Genomic DNA, 19,795 nt, shown 5'->3' with positions numbered 1-19,795 from the left:
CCCGAGATCTTTCCGCCGCAACGGCGAACAGCCACGACGGTGCTGGGCGGCGGCGCCGATGTCACCGCAACCCGAACCGTCGGCCCTCACTGTCAGTGCGGCGTGGCAGGATCGGGGGCGTGGCAGAGACAGCATCGAAGCAGACCGACAAGACCCCCGGCGGATCCCGTCCCCGGCTGATGCTCATGGACGGGCACTCGCTGGCCTACCGCGCGTTCTTCGCGCTGCCCGCGGAGAACTTCACGACCGCGACGGGCCAGCCGACGAACGCGATCTACGGCTTCGCGTCGATGCTGGCCAACACCCTGCGTGACGAGGCGCCCACGCACTTCGCGGTGGCGTTCGACGTCTCCCGCAAGACCTGGCGCTCCGAGGAGTTCACCGAGTACAAGGCGAACCGCTCCAAGACCCCGGACGAGTTCAAGGGCCAGGTCGAGCTGATCGGCGAGCTGCTCGACGCCATGCACGCGCAGCGCTTCGCCGTCGCGGGCTTCGAGGCCGACGACATCATCGCCACCCTCGCCACCCAGGCCGAGGCCGCGGGCTTCGAGGTCCTGATCGTCACCGGCGACCGTGACTCCTTCCAGCTGGTCACCGAGCACACCACGGTCCTCTACCCGACGAAGGGCGTCTCCGAGCTGACCAGGTTCACCCCGGAGAAGGTTTTCGAGAAGTACGGCTTGACGCCCGCCCAGTACCCCGACTTCGCGGCCCTGCGGGGTGACCCGTCCGACAACCTCCCCGGCATTCCGGGCGTCGGCGAGAAGACAGCCGCGAAGTGGATCAACCAGTTCGGCTCCTTCACCGAGCTGGTGGAGCGCGTCGACGAGGTCAAGGGCAAGGCCGGCCAGAACCTCCGCGACCACCTGGAGTCCGTCAAGCTGAACCGCCGGCTCACCGAGCTGGAGCGCGGCGTGGAGCTGCCGAAGACGGTCGCCGACCTGGAGCGCGCGCCGTACGACCGCAAGAGCGTCGCGATGATCCTGGACACCCTGGAGATCCGCAATCCGTCGCTGCGCGAGCGGCTCTACGCCGTCGACCCGGGCGCCGAGGAGGCCGAGTCCACGCCGGTCGCCGAGGCGGGCGTGGAAGTCGACGCCACGGTCCTGGGCACCGGCGAGCTGGCCGGCTGGCTCGCCGGGCACGGCACGGCGCCACTGGGCATCGCCACCGTCGACACCTGGGCGCTCGGCACCGGCTCGGTCGCCGAGGTCGCCCTCGCCACGGCCGACGGCCCGGCCGCCTGGTTCGACCCCGCCGAGCTGGACGAGGCCGACGAGAACGCGTGGGCGGCCTGGCTGGCCGACGCCGCGCGGCCCAAGGTCTTCCACAACGTCAAGGGCGCCATGCGGGTCTTCGCCGAGCACGGCTGGACCATCGAGGGCGTCACCATGGACACCGCGCTCGCCGCGTACCTGGTCAAGCCCGGCCGCCGCTCCTTCGACCTGGACGCGCTGTCCATGGAGTACCTGCACCGCGAGCTGGCCCCGGCCGCCGCGGCCGACGGCCAGCTGGCGTTCGGCGCGGACGACGGCGCCGAGGCCGAGGCGCTGATGATCCAGGCCCGCGCGATCCTCGACCTCGGCGAGGCCTTCGGGGAGCGGCTCCAGGAGGTCGGCGCGGCGGATCTGCTCCGTGACATGGAACTGCCCACGTCGGTCCTGCTCGCCCGCATGGAGCGGCACGGCATCGCGGCCGACCGCGCGCACCTGGAAGCGATGGAGCAGATGTTCGCGGGCGCGGTGCAGCAGGCCGTGAAGGAGGCGCACGCGGCGGCCGGCCACGAGTTCAACCTGGGCTCGCCCAAGCAGCTCCAGGAAGTCCTCTTCGGCGAGCTGGCCCTCCCCAAGACGAAGAAGACCAAGACCGGTTACACCACCGACGCCGACGCGCTCGCCTGGCTCGCCGGCCAGACCGAGAACGAACTGCCGGTGATCATGCTCCGGCACCGCGAGCAGGCCAAGCTCAGGGTCACGGTCGAGGGCCTGATCAAGACCGTCGCCGCCGACGACCGTATCCACACCACCTTCAACCAGACCGTCGCCGCGACCGGCCGGCTCTCCTCCACCGACCCCAACCTCCAGAACATCCCGGTCCGCACCGACGAGGGCCGGGCGATCCGCCGGGGCTTCGTCGTGGGCGAGGGCTTCGAGTCGCTCATGACCGCGGACTACAGCCAGATCGAGCTGCGCGTGATGGCCCATCTCTCCGAGGACGAGGGCCTGATCGAGGCGTTCACCTCCGGGGAGGACCTGCACAACACGGTCGCCTCCCAGGTGTTCGACGTCGACCGGTCGGCCGTCGACGCGGAGATGCGCCGCAAGATCAAGGCTATGTCGTACGGCCTCGCGTACGGCCTGTCGGCCTTCGGCCTCTCCCAGCAGCTGAACATCGACGCGGGCGAGGCCCGGGCCCTGATGGACACGTACTTCGAGCGCTTCGGCGGGGTCCGCGACTACCTGCACCGGGTTGTCGACGAGGCCCGTGCCACCGGGTACACGGCGACACTCTTCGGCCGCCGCCGCTACCTCCCCGACCTCAACAGCGACAACCGCCAGCGCCGGGAGGCGGCCGAGCGGATGGCGCTCAACGCGCCCATCCAGGGCACGGCGGCGGACATCGTCAAGATCGCCATGCTGAGGGTGGACGCCGCACTCCGCGAGTCGGAGCTGAAGTCCCGCATGCTCCTCCAGGTCCACGACGAAATCGTCCTGGAGATCGCCCCCGGCGAGCGGGACCGGGTCGAATCCCTCCTCCGCGACCAGATGTCCGACGCGGTCCACCTCAGGGCCCCCCTGGACGTCTCGGTGGGCGTGGGCCCGGACTGGGAATCGGCAGCGCACTGACGCCTCCGGCGAGAGCCGACAGAGCACGCGTGCCGAGCCGAGCCGAGCCACAGAGGCCGACATGGGGCGCGTCTCAAACGGAGGTCGACGGGGGGCGTGTCTCCAACGGAGGTCGACGGGGGGCGTGTCTCCAACGGAGGTCGACGGGGGGTGCGTCTCCAACGGAGGTCGACGGGGGGTGCGTCTCCAACGGAGGTCGACGGGGGGTGCGTCTCCAACGGAGGCCGGCAGGGGGCGCGTCTCAAGGAGGCCGGCGGAGGGTGCCGCTGCCCGATTCCGTTGGCGGCGCGCCCTCCTTCCCTCCCTCCCCTCTCTCCTGCCTCTCCCTCTCCGCCGTCCCCTCTCCTTTCTCCGTCGCCCCCCCTTTTCTCCGCCGCAACGGCGAGCAGCCACAGCGGAGCTTTCCGGCGGTGCCGAACCCACGGGGTGCGCCCGGTTCGGCACCGCCGGAAGCCACCGTCGTGGCTGAGCACCGTTGCGGCGGAGAAAGAAGACGGGTCGGCGAAGGAAGAAGACGGGCGGCGGAGGCAAGGAGAGGGGCGGCGGAGAAAGGAGACGGGGCGGCGGAGAAAGGATGAGGGGGCGGCGGGGAAAGGAGGGCGGCGCCTCGTCACTCGCGTGGACCCCGTCAGAACGCCCCGGCCTCCGCCACCGGCAAGGATGCGGCCATGGGTATACGTATGGTTCACCGCCGGACGCCCCAGAGCAGGCCTCCGGCCAAGGCCCGTTCCGCCTCCGCCTCCGCTCAGGTCACGGCGTCCCCGTCGGCCCCGGCCCTGGCGGCCGGTGCCAGCACAGCCCGCATCCCCACCGACCTCGCGATCACCGTGCGCCGGACGGTCACCCGCCTCCGGCGCAGACTGCGCGCCCGCCCCGACCTGCGCCAGTGGCTCGACCTCGCCCGCAGCTACCTCGCGCTGTTCCTCACCGCGCTCCCCGGCCCCCGCCGCCCCCGGACCATGACGGTGTTCGTGGCGAGCCTCACCGAACGGCCGACGGACTCAGCCGCACGTCGTCGGCCACCGGAGCCGGACGCCACACCCTGACCGCCACGGCGTACCCCAGCACCCCGAGCAACAGCCCCGCGCCCGCTCCGAAGAGCACCGTGGGGAGCAGCTCCCAGGGCTTCGCCGTAGCCCCCCGGTACTCCCACCACCGCACCGCCCGCTGCACCGCCGCGAGCAGGGCGCAGCCGGCGATCGCGGCGCCCGCCCAGCACCGGTCCCGTACCGACAGCAGCGGCACCCCCACCGGCTCCGCCGCCGGCGCCCGCCGTACCGCGCGGACCGCGAACACGGCGAGCACGGCCGCGCCCACCGCCGAACTGCCGTACTGGAGCAGGGTGTACAGCGGCATGCCCGCGACGTTCCGGCCGATCGCCGGGATCAGGCGCGTCCCCCAGCGGTCGTGGTGCGTGAACGCGTCCCAGACGACGTGCGTGAGCCCGCCGAGCACGGCCGAGACGTACCACCACGCGGTCACCGAGAGCCCCGCACGCGCGCGTGGCGCCCCGCAGCGCAGCAGCGCGGCCACCCGACCCTGCCGGGCGCGGGGCGCGAGGGCCACCACCGGTTCCCGGACCAGCAGCCACAGCGCCACCAGCGCCCAGGAGAACAGCACGTCGACGGTGAGGACACCGGTGAAGGAGTGCGTGACCGTACCGAACTCCATCGCGTCCGGCACCGCGCTCGCCGCGTAGTAGGTGAGGTCGGGCGCGAAGGACCCCGCGACGAGCACCGCCGGCACCAGCCGCCCGCGCCCGGTCCCGTCGCCGCGCACGGCGGGCAGCACGGCGGCGGCATGGCTGAGAGTGAACGGCACCCGGGCCCCCTGGAAGAGTCGTCGGCCGGAGCGCCGAACAAGTGATCGCGTACGGCAAGTATCCGCGACACCACCATCGTTCAACGGAGAATGGCCAACTGGTGAAAATCGGGCACCGCCGGGTGTCCGTGGAAAGGAAGTTGTCGTAGGGTCGCCTGGGTCGCCGCCCCGGCGTGCACGGCCGGATGCGCTACCTCACCACGCGAAAGAGGTAACAGGGGGCAACCACAGCACCGGGTCGACCGTCACACCAGAGGCGAGCGGACAGACGGAGACGGACGCTCAGAAGGCGTCCAGGGGAGGGGTTCACCTTATGGCGGCGCAATTCGGCAGTCGGCTGCGCAAGGGAGCGGCGACGACCGCCGCGGCCGCGTTGGCGGTAGCGGCACTGTCCGCTTCCCAGGCTCCGGGCGCCACGACCGGAGACACGGGCAGACAGGCCAACGCCGGCGCCAGCACCTCCGCGCCCGACGGAGCCGGGGCGGCCGACGGCGCCACCGGCAACTCGCCGTACTACACGGACCTGCCGCCGCTCAACAGCCCGAACCCCAGCGCGAGCCCCACGGCCTCCTCGCCGAGCATCGGCACCGCCGTCTCCCGGGGCGAGGCCGAGGCCGGCATACCCGCCACCGTCCTCGACGCCTACAAGAAGGCCGAGGCCGAGCTGCGCAGCTCCAAGCCCGGCTGCAACCTGCCCTGGCAGTTGCTCGCGGCCATCGGCAAGGTCGAGTCCGGCCAGGCCCGCGGCGGCGACGTCGACGCCGAGGGCAACACCCTGCACCGCATCCTCGGCCCCGAGCTCGACGGCAACGGCTTCGCGCTCATCCAGGACACCGACGGCGGCAAGTACGACGGCAACAGCCAGTACGACCAGGCCGTCGGCCCCATGCAGTTCATCCCCTCGACCTGGGCGTGGGCGGGCCGTGACGGCAACGGCGACGGCGTCAAGGACCCCAACAACGTCTACGACGCGGCGCTCGCCGCCGGCCACTACCTGTGCCGCTACGGCTGGGACCTGTCCGTCCAGGCCGACATGAACAGCGCGATCCTCAGCTACAACAACTCGCAGGCCTATCTCAACCTGGTCCTGTCCTGGTACGAGTTCTACCGCAAGGGCACCCACTCGGTCCCGAACGGCACGGGAACCCTGCCCTCGCACCGCAGCGACGGCTCGACCGGTTCCGATTCCGGCTCCGGCTCTGGTTCCGACGGCTCCACGACGAAGCCGACCGAGACCATGCCCAAGCCCGACGAGCCCACGCCGAGCACCCCGAGCACGCCCACCCTGCCGCCCACGGCCACCGACTCCGTGGACCACCTGGAGGACGCGGGCACCGCCACGCTCACGGCGATGGCCGGCGACGCGTTCGACAAGCAGATCAGCACGCGCGCGGAGACCAAGGCAGGCCGGACCGTCGCCAAGATCCGGGTCCGCTTCACCATCGTCGGGGACACGGACGCGACCTTCGCCGGCGGCGAGACCGTCGCCACGGTCGTCACCGACAGCAAGGGCGTCGCCGTCGCCCCGGCGCTCCAGGCGGGCGAGGAGACGGGCGACTTCACGGTCCACGCCACCGTGGTCGGCCGCACGGTCAAGGGCGTCGACTACGACGCGACCGTCACCGCGCGCGCCGCCGACACCCTCGCCCTCGCCAACACCACCGCGCCGACCTGCACCCCGGGCGGCGAGTTCACCGACCAGGTGCAGGTGAAGGCCACCTACCAGGGCGCCGTCGCCGACAAGGTCGCCGCCACCGCCACGCTCATCAAGTCGGCCGACGACACGAGCACGAACGACAAGGGCCCGTACTTCAAGGACGCGAACGGCAACCCCGTCCGCACCCTCACGGACCTTCAGACGGACGCGAACGGCCTGCTCACGCTGCCCAAGCTGTACGCGGACGACACCACCGGCACGTTCCTGCTCCGCATCACCACCACCGGCGGCGCCACGCTCACCGTCGAGCTGACGGTCGCGGCGGCCGACCCCTCGTCGAGCCCGTCGCCGAGCGCCTCGCCCAGCGCGTCCGCTTCCGCCTCGGCCTCCGCCTCCGCCTCGCCGAGCGCGTCCGCCACCTCCTGACCCACCGTCGTCCGACACCCAGGGCGCCCTCCCGCCGACGCGGGACGGCGCCCTCGTCGTCGTACGACCTGTTCTCATCTCACCCTCCCGTTGCTACGGTGCCCGGACCTGACGATCCATCAGGAAGCCGTCGGCCGTAGGGAGGTCCCGCATGCGTGCCCTGATCGCCGCTGCGACCGGTCTCGCCCTCGCGTTCGCCCTGGTCGTGACCGTCGGCGCCCTCGGGTCGCCGGCCGGGAGGACGTCCCCGAAGCCGCTGCTCACGACGGTGCCCTCACACCCGTAACCGCCGCCCCGGGAGGCCGAGATGCGCCGCAAGGCCAGTCTGGTCCTGCTCGCCTTTGCCGTGTTCTTCGCGGCGCTGTCCCCGCTGCTGCGCTGGTACGCCTTCCCGCGGCTCGCCAAGATCCCGGCGAACCAGTACCAGGACATGGTCCTGGTGGCGAAGAACGCCACGCTCCTCGACTACGGCACCATGAAGGCGAAGAAGGTCCCCCAGGTCACCATCGTGCAGACCCTCAAGGGCAACGTGGCGGCCGCGAAGAAGATCGAGAAGACGGCGGGCCGGGACGTCGTCGTCTGGGACGGCCTGTCCTACGTCCAGGGACCCGACGGCAAGATGGTCTCCGAGATCCCCGAGCGCTACATCTTCGACGCTCACAGCCAGGAACCCGTGCACGCCACCGGCGAGATGGTCGACGGCGACCCGGTGGCACGGGACGGCATCGAGTTCAAGTTCCCGTTCCTGACCGAGAAGCGGGACTACGAGTACTTCGACGCGCAGACCCGCACCACCAACCCCATCCACTACAAGGGGACGCAGACCTTCCGGGGCGTCAAGGTCTACTACTTCGAGCAGACCATCCCCTGGACCAAGGTCCCCATGCCCAAGAAGCTGCCGGTGCAGGGCATCACCGCCGAGTCCGTCGCCAAGACCGGCACGACCCGCTGGTACACCACGGTCCGCAAGTTCTGGGTCGAGCCGGCCACCGGGGCGCCCGTCTACGGCGAGGAGATCCACAAGGAGGAGCTGCGCGGCGGCACGCTGCTGGGCGGCCGCGCCAAGGTGACGGCCTTCGCCGGCGACGTGAAGATGCGCGAGGACTACATCGAGCACACCGTCGCCCTGGTCAAGCACAACCGCACCCTCGTCCTGATGCTGACCTCCTACCTCCCCTGGGGGTTCCTGTCCCTCGGCATCGCGCTGCTCGCCCTCTCCCTCTACCTGGAGGCCCGCGGCCGCCGCCCCGCCGACCCGGCGCCCGTCGATACCTCGGTGCCGGAACCGGTCAGCGCCTGAGCCGCGCGTTGGTGTGCCGGGTGGGCTCGGCGGTGGCGGGATCCTCGGGCCAGGGATGCTTCGGATACCGGCCGCGCAGCTCGGCCCGTACGCCCTTGTAGCCGTCCCTCCAGAACGAGGCGAGGTCGGCCGTGACGGCGGCGGGCCGCCCGGCCGGCGACAGCAGATGCACCAGTACCGGCACCCCGGCCACCGCGGGCGACTCCTGCAACCCGAACATCTCCTGCAACTTCACGGCGAGCACCGGCTGGTCGGGATTCCCGTAGTCGACCCGGATCCGCGACCCGCTCGGCACGAGGATCCGCTCCGGCGCCAGCTCGTCCAGCCGGCCCGCCTCCCCGCCGGCCCACGGCAGCAGCCGCCGCAGCGCCTCCCCGGCGTCGATCCGCCCGAGATCGGCCCGCCGCCGGGCCCGGCCGAGCTCCGGCTCCAGCCATTCGTCCACGCGCGCGTGCAGCGCGTCGTCGGACACGTCCGGCCAGGGCTCGCCCAGACGCAGCCGGAGGAAGGCGAGCCGCTGCCGCAGCACGGCGGCGTCGGGCGTCCACCGCAACAGGCCGAGCCCTTCGCGCCGCAGCCCGTCGAGCAGCGCATCGCGGACGAGGGCCGGGTCGGCGTCCCGCAACGGCCGCACCGCGAGCTCGATGGCCCCGAGCCGCTCCACCCGCCGCGCGACGACGTCCCCGTCGGCCCAGCGGACCTCCTGGTCCTCCGCGTACAGCGACGCGGCCGCCGACCTGGCCGTGTCCTCGTCCACCACCGCGGCGAGCCGCACGCGCGCGTGTCCGCTGCCGACGGGACGGTCCGCGACGGCCACCGCGATCCACGGCGCACCGCGCAGCGGGCTGCCGTCACCGAGCTCGGCCCGGGTGCCGGAGGCCATCAGGTACGACCCTCCGTCGGCCTTGGCGACCCGCTCGGGGAAGGCGAGGGCGGCGACGCGTCCCACGGTGCGGTCGTCCACGCCGGACGCCGACGCGCCCTCGCCGTCCGCCTTCAGCCGCCGCACCTCCGCGAGCCAGCGCCCGGCATAGGCGTCACCGCCCCGCCGGGCGGCGCGCAGCGCGGCCGCCAGGTCGTCCCCGTACTCCCGCGGAGCCTCCTCGCTCAGCAGTGCGACCACCTCGGCACCGCCGCCCGGGGTGTCCAGCAGCGCCCGTCCCAGCCGTGGATGCACCCCCAGCCGGGCCAGCCGCACCCCCCGTTCCGTCGCCCGGCCGGCGGAGTCGACCGCACCGATCGCCGTCAGCACCTCCCGCGCCGCCGCCATCGCCCCGGCCGGCGGAGGGTCCAGCAGCGCCAGTCCCGAGGCCTCCGGATCCCCCCAGCAGGCCGCCTGGAGGGCGAACGCGGTCAGGTCGGCCACCCTGATCTCCGGGGCCGGAAAGGCCGTCAGACGGGTGTCCTCGGCCTCGGACCAGCAGCGGTACACGGCCCCCGGCGCCTCACGCCCGGCCCGCCCCGCCCGCTGCCGCCCGGCCGCGCGGGACGCCCGTACCGTCGCCAGCGCGCTCAGTCCGCGCGCGTGGTCCACCCGCGGCTCCCGGGCGAGCCCCGCGTCGACGACCACCCGTACCCCGGGGACGGTGAGCGAGGACTCGGCGACCGCGGTCGCCAGCACCACCCGGCGCCGGGCCCCGGGCGCCAGCACCGCGTCCTGGACGGAGGCCGGTGCCCTGCCGTGCACCTGGAGCACATCCACGGCCCCGAGGTCGCCCAGCCGGCCGGCCACGCGCGCGATCTCGCCCACGCCCGGCAGGAAGCACAGCACGTCCCCCTCCCGCTCGGCCAGGGCCCGCCGCACCACCGAGACCACGTGCGCCAGCAGCGCCGGGTCGACGCGCATCCCGTGCGGCGGCCGTACCGGACGTGGCGGCGGCGCCCACACCGTCTCCACGGGGTACGAGACACCGGCCGCCTCGACCACCGGCGCCCCGCCCAGCAGCCGGGCCCACCCCTGCGCGTCCGTCGTCGCCGACGCGGCCACCAGGCGCAGCTCCGGCCGCAGGGTCTCCCGTACGTCCCAGAGGAAGGCCGCCACCGTGTCGGCGTCCAGATGGCGTTCGTGGCACTCGTCCAGGATCACGACGTCCACGCCGGACAGTTCCTGGTCGCGTTGCAGACGCTGCAACAGCACACCGGTCGTGACGACCTCCACGCGCGCGTGCCGTCCCACGACCCGTTCGCCGCGCACGGTGTAGCCGACGCTCCGCCCGACCTGCTCGCCGAGCAGCCAGGCCATCCGGCGGGCCGCCGCGCGGGCGGCGATCCGGCGCGGCTCGGCCACCACCACCCGCCGCGCGGGCCCCTCGCCCAGCAGCCCGGCCAGCACCAGCGGCACCAGCGTCGTCTTGCCGGTGCCGGGCGGTGCCACCAGGACGGCGGTGCCGTGTCCCTCCAGGGCGTCGCGCAGACCGGGCAGGGCCTGCCGCACGGGCAGCGCGTCCAGGGCGTCGTAACGGATCACGCACCCAGTGTCGTACGCCCCCGGAAACGCCCCTCACGCGCGCGTGCCTTTTCTCGGACGCCCAGTCGCGCTCGCAAGACGCTCAGTCCCGCTCGCACACGAAGATCGCCGTCCCGGGGATGAGGTTGCCCCGCAGCGGGGACCAGCCGCCCCATTCGGACGTGTTCCAGGCCGGCCACTCCGGCTCCACCAGGTCGACGAGCCGGAAACCCGAGGAGGCGATGTCCCGGACCCGGTCGCCGAGCGTCCGGTGGTGCTCGACGTACACCGCGCGGCCGTCCTCGTCCTGCTCGACGTACGGCGTCCGGTCGAAGTAGGAGGCGGAGACCGAGAGCCCTTCGGGGCCGGGCTCGTCGGGGAACGCCCAGCGGATCGGGTGCGTCACCGAGAAGACGAACCGCCCGCCCGGCCGCAGCACCCGCCGCGCCTCGCGCAGCACCAGGCGCGGATCGGCGACGAAGGGAAGCGCGCCGTACGCCGAGCACACCAGGTCGAAGGAGGCGTCCGCGAAGGGCAGCGCGCCCGCGTCCGCGCAGACCAGGGGAAACGATCCGCCGATGCGCAGCGCGTGCTGGAGCTGGCGGTGCGAGAGGTCCAGGGCGACCGGGCGGGCTCCCTGGGCGGCCAGCCAGCGCGAGCACTGGGCCGCGCCGGCGCCGATCTCCAGGACGTCCTTGCCCTTCAGCGCCTCCGGCGGGCCGAGCAGCTCCGCCTCCACCTCGTCGAGGCCCTCGGGGCCCCAGACGAAACGGTCGTCGCCGAGGAACGTGCCGTGCTCGACCTGGTACTCGTCGGCGTTGCGGTCCCACCAGCCCCGGTTGGCCCGGCTGCTCTCCGCGACCCCGGCGGCACGCCGGGTGGCTTCGGGTTCGGCCTCCGCGAGGTCGAACGAATCGGGCTCTTGGATGATCGGCTCCCTCGTCGTACTCTTCCGTGCAACCCGTCAGGGGGTGTGTCACGGAGGGGGTCCCTCAGGTGTGCGTGGCCTGGTGGGACGTTTCTTGTGCCGGGTATGCGGCGATCCGCCCCGGGTGTGCGCCTTCGCGCATTGACCCTGCCCGGCTGCCCCCGTATGCTACAAGTTGCGCTGCGGGCCTGCGCACCTCAGACGTAGCAGGCTGCGCTCGCATCTGTATGTATGTCCCCTCGGTTGTCGAGGCGTCACCAGTGTTTCGGGTGGCGCTTCCCAGGCTGTCCGGCTTCTGCAGAGCGAAACAGGCTCCCGGCGTAAGCAGTACCTACGACTTCAATGTCCGTACCGGAGCCCTTTCTCACATGACGAGCAGCACCGAGACCACCGCCACCACCCCGCAGGTAGCGGTCAACGACATCGGTAACGAGGAAGCCTTCCTCGCCGCGATCGACGAGACGATCAAGTACTTCAACGACGGCGACATCGTCGACGGCGTCATCGTGAAGGTCGACCGGGACGAGGTCCTGCTCGACATCGGTTACAAGACCGAAGGTGTCATCCCGAGCCGCGAGCTCTCGATCAAGCACGACGTCGACCCGAACGAGGTCGTCAAGGTCGGCGACGAGATCGAAGCCCTTGTTCTCCAGAAGGAGGACAAGGAAGGCCGCCTGATCCTCTCGAAGAAGCGCGCCCAGTACGAGCGCGCGTGGGGCACCATCGAGAAGATCAAGGAAGAGGACGGCATCGTCACCGGTACCGTCATCGAGGTCGTCAAGGGTGGTCTCATCCTCGACATCGGCCTCCGCGGCTTCCTCCCGGCCTCCCTGGTCGAGATGCGCCGTGTTCGCGACCTCCAGCCCTACGTGGGCAAGGAGCTCGAGGCCAAGATCATCGAGCTGGACAAGAACCGCAACAACGTGGTCCTGTCCCGCCGTGCCTGGCTGGAGCAGACCCAGTCCGAGGTCCGCCAGACGTTCCTCACGACCCTCCAGAAGGGTCAGGTCCGCTCCGGTGTGGTCTCCTCGATCGTCAACTTCGGTGCCTTCGTGGACCTGGGTGGCGTCGACGGTCTGGTCCACGTCTCCGAGCTGTCCTGGAAGCACATCGACCACCCCTCCGAGGTTGTCGAGGTCGGCCAGGAGGTCACCGTCGAGGTCCTCGACGTCGACATGGACCGCGAGCGCGTCTCCCTGTCGCTGAAGGCGACCCAGGAAGACCCGTGGCAGCAGTTCGCCCGCACCCACCAGATCGGCCAGGTCGTGCCCGGCAAGGTCACGAAGCTGGTTCCGTTCGGTGCGTTCGTCCGCGTGGACGAGGGCATCGAGGGTCTGGTCCACATCTCCGAGCTGGCCGAGCGCCACGTGGAGATCCCGGAGCAGGTCGTCCAGGTCAACGACGAGATCTTCGTCAAGGTCATCGACATCGACCTCGAGCGCCGCCGCATCAGCCTCTCGCTGAAGCAGGCCAACGAGGCCTTCGGTGCCGACCCGGCCACGGTCGAGTTCGACCCGACCCTGTACGGCATGGCCGCGTCCTACGACGACCAGGGCAACTACATCTACCCCGAGGGCTTCGACCCCGAGACCAACGACTGGCTCGAGGGCTACGAGACCCAGCGCGAGGCGTGGGAGCACCAGTACGCCGAGGCGCAGACCCGCTTCGAGCAGCACCAGCAGCAGGTCATCAAGAGCCGCGAGGCCGACGCCGCTGCCGCTGCCGAGGGCGGCGACGTCGCGGGTGCGGCTCCGGCCGCGGGTGGCGGTTCGTACTCCTCCGAGGGCGCCGACACCTCCGGCGCGCTGGCCTCGGACGAGGCGCTGGCCGCGCTGCGCGAGAAGCTGGCCGGCGGCCAGAGCTGATCGCTAGCCGCTGGGCTTAGCCGATAACTGAGGGGCCGTACCTTTCGAGGTACGGCCCCTCAGTGTTTTGTCGCGGGTGCGCGTGTGTGCGCATGCGCGGACCTGCTGTGGCTGATCGCGCAGTTCCTCCCCCAGCCTTCGGCCGGGGGTACCCACAGCGCCGCTGAGGGGGTTGCTCTGTTGTTTCTTGATAGGTTATGTGTGCCACTGAGCGTATTGCTGTGTCACTTCGGGTTCGTGGGCGCAGAAACGTGTGAGATACACGAATAGCCGCTGGGCCGTAACGCGGCGCTGGGACGCTTCCCCGGTCTTCGTTCAAGATCGGAAGGGGAGTCGCGTCATGACACAGCCTCAGTACAGGTCGGGGACGAGTCGGCGGTCGTTTCTGAGGAACGTCGGTCTCACCGGCGGCGCCGGCACCATGTTCGCCACCATGGGAGCCCTCGGCCTCGCCCCCACCGCCCAGGCCGCCCAGCGCGAACAGCCCTTCCGGGCGCTCAGCGCGAGCGACTTCACCCTCACCGGGCGCGCCGCGGCCAGGGTCGTCATCCTCGGCGGCGGCATCGCCGGTCTCGCGACCGCCTACGAACTGGGCAAGGCCGGCTACGACTGTACGATCCTGGAGGCCAGGGACCGTACCGGCGGACGCAACTTCACCGTGCGCGGCGGTGACTCGACCACCGACCTCTACGGCAACACGCAGACCGCGCGGTTCGCCGACGGCCACTACATGAACGCCGGACCGGCCCGGATCCCGCAGTGGATGATCACCCTCGACTACTGCCGTGAACTCGGCGTCCCCATCCAGGTGTTCACGAACATCAACGCCGACGCCTACATCTACAACGAGTCCGCCGGCATGACGAAGCCGGAGCGGTACCGCACCGCCAAGGCCGACGTGTACGGCTACGTCTCGGAGTTGCTCGCCAAAGCCACGAACAAGGGTGCGCTGGACAAGGAGTTGACGGCCACCGACCAGGAGCGGCTCGTCGAGTTCCTCAAGGACTGGGGCGAACTCGGCGACACGCTGACGTACGAGGGCGGTGAGCGGCGCGGATACACGACCGTACCGGCCGCCGCCGGCACCCCCGGTGTGCTCCTCGGCGACGTCCCGACCGCCTCCGCGGTGCTCGCGAGCGGTGTCGGACGCTACTTCTCCTTCGAGTTCGGCTTCGACCAGGCCATGCTGATGTTCCAGCCGGTCGGCGGCATGGACCAGATACCCAAGGCGCTCACCCGGGCGGTCGGCGCCCATCGCATCCGTACCGGAGCCGCCGTCTCCAAGATCACCGACACGGGGCACGGCGTCACCGTGACGTACGCCCAGGGCGGCCGTACCAAGGTCGTCGAGGCCGACTACTGCGTGGCCGCCATGCCGCCCAACATCCTCGCCAAGGTGCCGCACAACCTGGGCTCCGGAGTGCAGAGCGCCCTCGAGGCCATCACCCCGTCGTCGGCGGCAAAGATCGGCCTTGAGTACCGCTCCCGCTGGTGGGAGCTGGACCACAACATCTACGGCGGCATCACCGAGACCGACCAGGACGTCACCCACATCTGGCATCCCTCGTACGGCTTCCACGGTGAACGGGGCGTCCTCATCGGCTACTACAACTACGACGACGACGCCGACTCCTATGCCAAGCTCACCCCGGCCCAGCGCGAACAGCGCGCGGTCGCCGCCGGCGTGAAGATCTACGGCGACAAGTACCGCACCGAACTGGTCTCCTCCTTCTCCCACCACTGGCGCCAGACACCCCACCTGGAGGCCGCCTGGCACGACACCCCCGGCGGCCCCGACGACGCGCGCTACAAGCCCCTGAACGAGCCCACCGGCCGGGTATGGTTCGCCGGCGACTGGCTCAGCTACATGGACGCCTGGCAGCACGGCGCGTTCAGTTCGGCGCGCAAGGCGGTGACGGCGCTCCACGCGCGCGTGATGTCGGCCTGACCCCGGCACGCGCGCGTGACCGCGTCCGGTGCGGACGCACGCACGCGCGCGTGCACCCTTTCCCGGCATGAGAAGGCAGTGAGAGGCGCCTGTTCGGGGCGCCGGCGGGAATGCCTGTGGTCAGTGCCGCGTTGACCCGTACGAACACGAGGAGGAGCGGTCACAGTGCTTGATCCGCAGGGTTTGTACGCATGGGAGCCGAAGGGGCTGGCAGTCGTCGACATGGCGCTGGCCCAGGAGTCGGCCGGTCTTGTCATGCTCTACCACTTCGACGGATACATCGACGCGGGTGAGACCGGCGACCAGATCGTCGACCGGCTCCTCGACTCGCTGCCTCACCAGGTCGTCGCCCGCTTCGACCACGACCGGCTCGTGGACTACCGGGCGCGCCGCCCGCTGCTGACCTTCAAGCGGGACCGCTGGACCGACTACGAGGAGCCCGGCATCGAGGTCCGGCTCGTCCAGGACGCCACCGGCGCGCCGTTCCTGCTGCTGTCCGGCCCCGAGCCCGACGTCGAGTGGGAGCGCTTCGCCGCTGCCGTACAGCAGATCGTGGAGCGGCTCGGCGTCCGCCTGTCCGTGAACTTCCACGGCATCCCGATGGGCGTCCCGCACACCCGCCCGGTGGGCCTCACCCCGCACGGCAACCGCACCGACCTCGTCCCCGGACACCGCAGCCCCTTCGACGAGGCCCAGGTGCCCGGCAGCGCCGAGTCGCTGCTCGAGTTCCGCCTCATGGAGGCCGGCCACGACGTCCTGGGCGTCGCCGCGCACGTGCCGCACTACATCGCCCGCTCGCCCTACCCGGACGCCGCCCTGACCGTCCTGGAGGCCGTCACGGGCGCCACCGGCCTGGTGCTCCCCGGTATCGCGCACGCCCTGCGCACGGACGCGTACCGCACGCAGACGGAGATCGACAGCCAGATCCAGGAGGGCGACGAGGAGCTCACCGCCCTGGTGCAGGGACTTGAGCACCAGTACGACGCGGCCGCGGGCGCCGAGACCCGGGGCAACATGCTCGCCGAGCCGGTGGAGATCCCCTCGGCGGACGAGATCGGCCTCGAGTTCGAGCGCTTCCTCGCGGAGCGCGAGGGCGACAACTGAGGCCCGCCCGCACGCGACCCGCGCCGGCCGGGCGGCGAGCCTCGGCTGGGGCGGCCACCGAGACCCGTAAGGGCCGGTGTCAGTGGCAGGGCCTAAGCTTCGGGGCATGCTGAAAGTTGGCCTCACCGGCGGGATCGGCGCCGGCAAGAGCGAGGTGTCCCGGCTGCTTGTCGGGCACGGCGCGGTGCTGATCGACGCGGACCGCATCGCGCGTGAGGTCGTCGCGCCCGGAACCCCCGGTCTGGCGGCCGTGGCCGAGGCCTTCGGACCGGAGGTGCTGGCCGCCGACGGCAGCCTGGACCGACCGAAGCTGGGCTCGATCGTCTTCGCCGACCCGGAGCGGCTCGCCGTACTGAACTCGATCGTGCACCCGCTGGTCGGGGCCCGCTCCCGCGAGCTGGAGAACTCGGCCGCCGACGACGCCGTCGTGGTCCACGACGTCCCGCTCCTCGCGGAGAACAGCCTCGCGCCGCTCTACGACGTCGTGGTCGTCGTGGACGCCGCCCCCGAGACCCAGCTGGACCGGCTGACACGGCTGCGGGGGATGACGGAGGAGGACGCCCGCGCGCGCATGGCCGCGCAGGCGACGCGCGAGAAGCGCCTGGAGATCGCGGACATCGTGATCGACAACGACGTCCCCCTTGACGCGCTGCAACGGCGCGTCGGGGACGTGTGGGCCGACCTCGTGCGCCGGGCGCAGGCGTCCGGTTCGAACGAGTGGAATGCGTCTTCGAAATAGCGGACACCTGTCCGGGCGTTGAACCGCTCGAGTGAGGGAAGGACTTTGCCGTGCCCGAGACCAGCGGTTCGACCGGACGTACTCCGGAGACGCATGTCATCGACTTCCGTGCCGCCGAGCAACTGCTCAACGCACGGGACCCGCGGGGCGCGGTGAAGCTGCTCGACGGAGTGATCGCCGCACACCCCGAGAACACCGCCGCCCGGTTGCTGCGCGCGCGTGCCTTCTTCGCCGCCGCGCAACTGCGCCCCGCCGAGCTGGAGTTCACCATTGTCCTGGAGCGCGAACCGGACAACGCGTTCGCCCACTTCGCGCTCGCCCGCACCTACGAGCGCCAGGGCCGCACCGACCTCGCGATACGCCACTTCCGGCTGGCGGCCGCCCTGGACCCGAACCCGGAGTACCTGAAGGCGGCCCGCTTCGACAGCGGCGCGTGAGCCGACCGTGCGGGAGCCGGCCGTGTGTGGACCGGTCGTGCGTGAACCCATGGTGCGTGGACCGGCCGTGCGGGAGCCTGCGGTGCGTGGACCGGTCGTGCGTGAGCCGACGGTGCGTGTGTGGACGGTGCCTGAGCCGATGCTCCCTCACGGATGACGGTGTTGCGGTGGGCGCCGGAACCGCGGCGGGCGGGTGTCGGCGGGCCGGTACGGCGGCACATCACGGCCCGGCTGATAGTGCGGGCCCTGCCGGATGTGCCTGAGGATCACGGCCATGTCCACGGTGGCCACCAGCCACAGCACCCCGCAGGCCGCCGCCCAGCCTGGACGCCCGACCAGCGCGAACGCCGCCGTGCCGAAGATCGCCCAGGCCAGCCCCCACACGCTCAGCCACAACCGCGCCCGCAGCGCACTGCGGGCGGTCGCCGGTTCACTGCCTGTCCGCATCCCGGATCACCACTCCTGTCTGCAACGTACTCCTCGACCTGACGTTCACCAAGGGGGACCCTGACGTGCTGCCGGACGCCGACGACCTGCCCGACCTGCTCCTCGACCTCGCCGTGCCGCACGAGGACATCAACGATCTGGTGGCACTGCGGCGGGCCGTGACCGCCGACCCCGGGCTCCGGCGGCTGCTGGAAGAGGGCGCCGAGGACGTGACCGGTGCGGTGCGGGAGGTGGACGACCCGGCCGGGCTCGCCGACCGGGCCGCCCAGGCTCCGGAAGCGCTGGGCGAGTACTTCCTCGTGTACGTCTTCCTCATGGCGGTGCCGCATGCCCGCGCGGTGCACCGGGCGCGCGGCATTCCCGACGACGTCTCCCGCCACACGCTCGCCGACCTCGGCCGTGGCATGGCACTGCACCGCAGACGAATCGGCAGAGGCGGACTGGCAGCGCGCCAGGCGCACTGGCTCACCCGCCACTTCTGCGGCCGCCTCTACCAGCTGGGACGCCTGCAGTACGAGCGGACGTGGCTCGGTGACCGCACGGCACAGGCGATCAAGGCGGCCGGAACCGACGTGACCGGCGGCGAGCCCTCCCTGGACCTGCACATCCCCGACTTCCTCGGACCGCTCACCCCGGTCGCCTGCGACCGCTCCGTGGACCGCGCCCGGGAGTTCTTCGCCCGGCACTTCCCGGAGGAGCCCCACACCGTCGCGACCTGCCACTCCTGGCTGCTCGATCCACAGCTGCGACAACACCTCCCGGCGGGCTCCAACATCGTCCGTTTCCAGGAGCGGTTCCGGCCCGGGTGGGTGGATCCGGAGCCGTCCGACACCACACCGGTCGGCTTCGTCTTCGGCGACCCGGACCTGCCGGTACGGGACCTGCCCCGGCGGACGTCGGTGGAGCGGGCGGTCGGCGACCATCTGCGGGCGGGCGGCCACTGGTACGTCGGGCACGGATGGTTCCCGTGGGACCGGTGACGGCCCTCGGCTGAGCCCCGCTGCGGAAAAGTTCCCACCGGACCTTCGAACTGCTCGAACGAGTGAACCATCGGGGTGCGGGAACGGCGGTGCGGAGACGGGCCGTTGTTCGGGCATGACGATTGAAATGCGTGAGGGGTACGAGGGAACGGGCCCCGGAGCGATCACCCCGGACGGCTGCGCGGTCGAGCTCTACTCGCGCCTGGCCGCCGGGGACGAGCCGGACATCATCGAGGCGGCGGTCCCGGCCGGCGCCCGCATCCTGGAGCTGGGCTGCGGCGTGGGGCGCATGACGCACCCGCTCCTGGAGCGCGGGTTCACGGTCACGGCGGTGGACGAGTCGGCGGAGATGCTGGAGCGTGTGCGCGGGGCGCGCACGATACGCGGCACCATCGAAGGGCTCGACCTGGGCGAGAAGTTCGACGTGGTGATGCTCGCGTCGTTCCTGGTGCACACCGGGGATCCGGAGGTGCGCCGGGGCATGCTGCGCACCTGCGTGGCGCACGTGGCGGACGGCGGCTGCGTGCTCATCCAGCGGGAGGGCGTGGGCTACCACACGAAGGTACCGAGGGAGAGGACCGACCCCAGCGGCTACACCGTCCGGATCGTGTCGGCCGAGCCGGTCGGGGACGGGGTGAACTCGGTGCACGCGGAATACGAGTTCCCGGACGCGACCTGGACCCAGACCTTCCTGGCCCGGCCGCTCACCGAGGAACAGTTCGAGCAGGCTCTCGCGGAGGCGGGACTGGAGGTGGCCGAGTATCTGACCGAGGACGGGACGTGGGTGAGGGCGGTGCCGACGGCTTAGGGCGTGTCGACCCGCCGCGTGGGGAAGGGCTGCGGAGAGGGGG

Annotated in this window: 16 protein-coding genes; 12 read left to right on the top strand and 4 right to left on the bottom strand. The window is 71.5% G+C overall.

Features of this window, described 5'->3' with window-relative positions; genetic code table 11:
• Window positions 1-119: 119 nt before the first annotated feature.
• Window positions 120-2,846 (top strand): DNA polymerase I, encoded by a 2,727-nt coding sequence (gene polA, locus KVT45_RS01240; RefSeq protein WP_217544404.1) that lies wholly within the window; start codon window positions 120-122, stop codon window positions 2,844-2,846.
• A 668-nt stretch (window positions 2,847-3,514) separates the two neighbouring features.
• Window positions 3,515-3,892 carry a hypothetical protein gene (locus tag KVT45_RS01235; protein WP_217544402.1) on the top strand — a complete coding sequence of 126 codons (378 nt, stop codon included), beginning with the start codon at window positions 3,515-3,517 and terminating at the stop codon, window positions 3,890-3,892.
• Here the strand turns inward: KVT45_RS01235 and KVT45_RS01230 are convergent.
• Window positions 3,828-4,667, bottom strand: coding sequence for a DUF4184 family protein (locus tag KVT45_RS01230; protein ID WP_217544400.1), 840 nt, complete (start codon window positions 4,665-4,667; stop codon window positions 3,828-3,830). The genes KVT45_RS01235 and KVT45_RS01230 overlap by 65 nt on opposite strands.
• A gap of 313 nt (window positions 4,668-4,980) precedes the next feature.
• Between KVT45_RS01230 and KVT45_RS01225 the strand changes: the two genes are divergently transcribed.
• The 3 genes from KVT45_RS01225 to KVT45_RS01215 all read left to right on the top strand — a co-directional run bounded on the left by KVT45_RS01225 (window position 4,981) and on the right by KVT45_RS01215 (window position 8,050).
• On the top strand, window positions 4,981-6,750 hold the full coding sequence (locus tag KVT45_RS01225; RefSeq protein ID WP_217544395.1) for a lytic transglycosylase domain-containing protein: 1,770 nt from the start codon (window positions 4,981-4,983) through the stop codon (window positions 6,748-6,750).
• A gap of 151 nt (window positions 6,751-6,901) precedes the next feature.
• On the top strand, window positions 6,902-7,036 hold the full coding sequence (locus KVT45_RS01220) for an SPW_0924 family protein (RefSeq protein WP_217544393.1): 135 nt from the start codon (window positions 6,902-6,904) through the stop codon (window positions 7,034-7,036).
• 21 nt (window positions 7,037-7,057) lie between these two features.
• Window positions 7,058-8,050 carry a DUF3068 domain-containing protein gene (locus KVT45_RS01215; RefSeq protein ID WP_217544391.1) on the top strand — a complete coding sequence of 331 codons (993 nt, stop codon included), beginning with the start codon at window positions 7,058-7,060 and terminating at the stop codon, window positions 8,048-8,050.
• Here the strand turns inward: KVT45_RS01215 and hrpB are convergent.
• Together hrpB and KVT45_RS01205 are read right to left on the bottom strand one after the other, a co-directional pair.
• The gene (gene hrpB / locus KVT45_RS01210) at window positions 8,040-10,517 is read right to left on the bottom strand and encodes an ATP-dependent helicase HrpB (RefSeq protein WP_217544389.1); all 2,478 of its coding nucleotides are present in this window, start codon (window positions 10,515-10,517) and stop codon (window positions 8,040-8,042) included. The genes KVT45_RS01215 and hrpB overlap by 11 nt on opposite strands.
• Window positions 10,518-10,599: 82 nt before the next feature.
• On the bottom strand, window positions 10,600-11,427 hold the full coding sequence (locus tag KVT45_RS01205) for a class I SAM-dependent methyltransferase (RefSeq protein WP_217544857.1): 828 nt from the start codon (window positions 11,425-11,427) through the stop codon (window positions 10,600-10,602).
• 365 nt (window positions 11,428-11,792) lie between these two features.
• Between KVT45_RS01205 and rpsA the strand changes: the two genes are divergently transcribed.
• From rpsA to KVT45_RS01180, 5 genes are all read left to right on the top strand, one after another.
• Window positions 11,793-13,289, top strand: coding sequence for a 30S ribosomal protein S1 (gene rpsA / locus KVT45_RS01200; RefSeq protein ID WP_217544387.1), 1,497 nt, complete (start codon window positions 11,793-11,795; stop codon window positions 13,287-13,289).
• A gap of 340 nt (window positions 13,290-13,629) precedes the next feature.
• Window positions 13,630-15,237 (top strand): flavin monoamine oxidase family protein, encoded by a 1,608-nt coding sequence (locus KVT45_RS01195; protein ID WP_254646130.1) that lies wholly within the window; start codon window positions 13,630-13,632, stop codon window positions 15,235-15,237.
• Window positions 15,238-15,402: 165 nt separating this feature from the next.
• Window positions 15,403-16,341, top strand: a complete 939-nt coding sequence (locus KVT45_RS01190; RefSeq protein ID WP_217544385.1) for a PAC2 family protein — start codon at window positions 15,403-15,405, stop codon at window positions 16,339-16,341.
• Between the two features lie 106 nt (window positions 16,342-16,447).
• Window positions 16,448-17,080, top strand: coding sequence for a dephospho-CoA kinase (gene coaE, locus KVT45_RS01185; RefSeq protein WP_217544384.1), 633 nt, complete (start codon window positions 16,448-16,450; stop codon window positions 17,078-17,080).
• A 50-nt stretch (window positions 17,081-17,130) separates the two neighbouring features.
• The gene (locus KVT45_RS01180) at window positions 17,131-17,517 is read left to right on the top strand and encodes a tetratricopeptide repeat protein (RefSeq protein ID WP_217544382.1); all 387 of its coding nucleotides are present in this window, start codon (window positions 17,131-17,133) and stop codon (window positions 17,515-17,517) included.
• A 147-nt stretch (window positions 17,518-17,664) separates the two neighbouring features.
• Here the strand turns inward: KVT45_RS01180 and KVT45_RS01175 are convergent, their stop codons facing one another.
• The gene (locus tag KVT45_RS01175) at window positions 17,665-17,964 is read right to left on the bottom strand and encodes a DUF6343 family protein (protein WP_217544380.1); all 300 of its coding nucleotides are present in this window, start codon (window positions 17,962-17,964) and stop codon (window positions 17,665-17,667) included.
• A 65-nt stretch (window positions 17,965-18,029) separates the two neighbouring features.
• On the opposite strand from KVT45_RS01175, the gene KVT45_RS01170 reads away from it, so the two are divergent.
• Both KVT45_RS01170 and KVT45_RS01165 read left to right on the top strand, forming a co-directional pair.
• Window positions 18,030-18,944: an acyltransferase domain-containing protein gene (locus KVT45_RS01170; RefSeq protein WP_217544378.1), complete on the top strand. Its 915-nt coding sequence runs from the start codon at window positions 18,030-18,032 to the stop codon at window positions 18,942-18,944.
• A 115-nt stretch (window positions 18,945-19,059) separates the two neighbouring features.
• Window positions 19,060-19,752 carry a bifunctional 2-polyprenyl-6-hydroxyphenol methylase/3-demethylubiquinol 3-O-methyltransferase UbiG gene (locus KVT45_RS01165; RefSeq protein ID WP_254646129.1) on the top strand — a complete coding sequence of 231 codons (693 nt, stop codon included), beginning with the start codon at window positions 19,060-19,062 and terminating at the stop codon, window positions 19,750-19,752.
• Window positions 19,753-19,795: the final 43 nt, after the last annotated feature.

The sequence above is a fragment of the Streptomyces sp. GbtcB6 genome (genome assembly GCF_019091475.1).
In the GTDB taxonomy this organism is placed as follows: Bacteria; Actinomycetota; Actinomycetes; order Streptomycetales; family Streptomycetaceae; genus Streptomyces; species Streptomyces hyaluromycini.
The sequence above is the reverse complement of the archived record's forward strand: the minus strand, read 5'-3'. Positions and strand labels throughout refer to the sequence as shown.

What these genes read in the sequence shown, in the direction of transcription:
- KVT45_RS01235 (WP_217544402.1), top strand. Translation starts at nt 3,515, where the DNA reads ATGGGTATACGTATGGTTCACCGCCGGACGCCCCAGAGCAGGCCTCCG.
- KVT45_RS01225 (WP_217544395.1), top strand. Translation starts at nt 4,981, where the DNA reads ATGGCGGCGCAATTCGGCAGTCGGCTGCGCAAGGGAGCGGCGACGACC.
- KVT45_RS01220 (WP_217544393.1), top strand. Translation starts at nt 6,902, where the DNA reads ATGCGTGCCCTGATCGCCGCTGCGACCGGTCTCGCCCTCGCGTTCGCC.
- KVT45_RS01215 (WP_217544391.1), top strand. Translation starts at nt 7,058, where the DNA reads ATGCGCCGCAAGGCCAGTCTGGTCCTGCTCGCCTTTGCCGTGTTCTTC.
- rpsA (WP_217544387.1), top strand. Translation starts at nt 11,793, where the DNA reads ATGACGAGCAGCACCGAGACCACCGCCACCACCCCGCAGGTAGCGGTC.
- KVT45_RS01195 (WP_254646130.1), top strand. Translation starts at nt 13,630, where the DNA reads ATGACACAGCCTCAGTACAGGTCGGGGACGAGTCGGCGGTCGTTTCTG.
- coaE (WP_217544384.1), top strand. Translation starts at nt 16,448, where the DNA reads ATGCTGAAAGTTGGCCTCACCGGCGGGATCGGCGCCGGCAAGAGCGAG.
- KVT45_RS01175 (WP_217544380.1), bottom strand. Translation starts at nt 17,964, where the DNA reads ATGCGGACAGGCAGTGAACCGGCGACCGCCCGCAGTGCGCTGCGGGCG.
- KVT45_RS01165 (WP_254646129.1), top strand. Translation starts at nt 19,060, where the DNA reads ATGACGATTGAAATGCGTGAGGGGTACGAGGGAACGGGCCCCGGAGCG.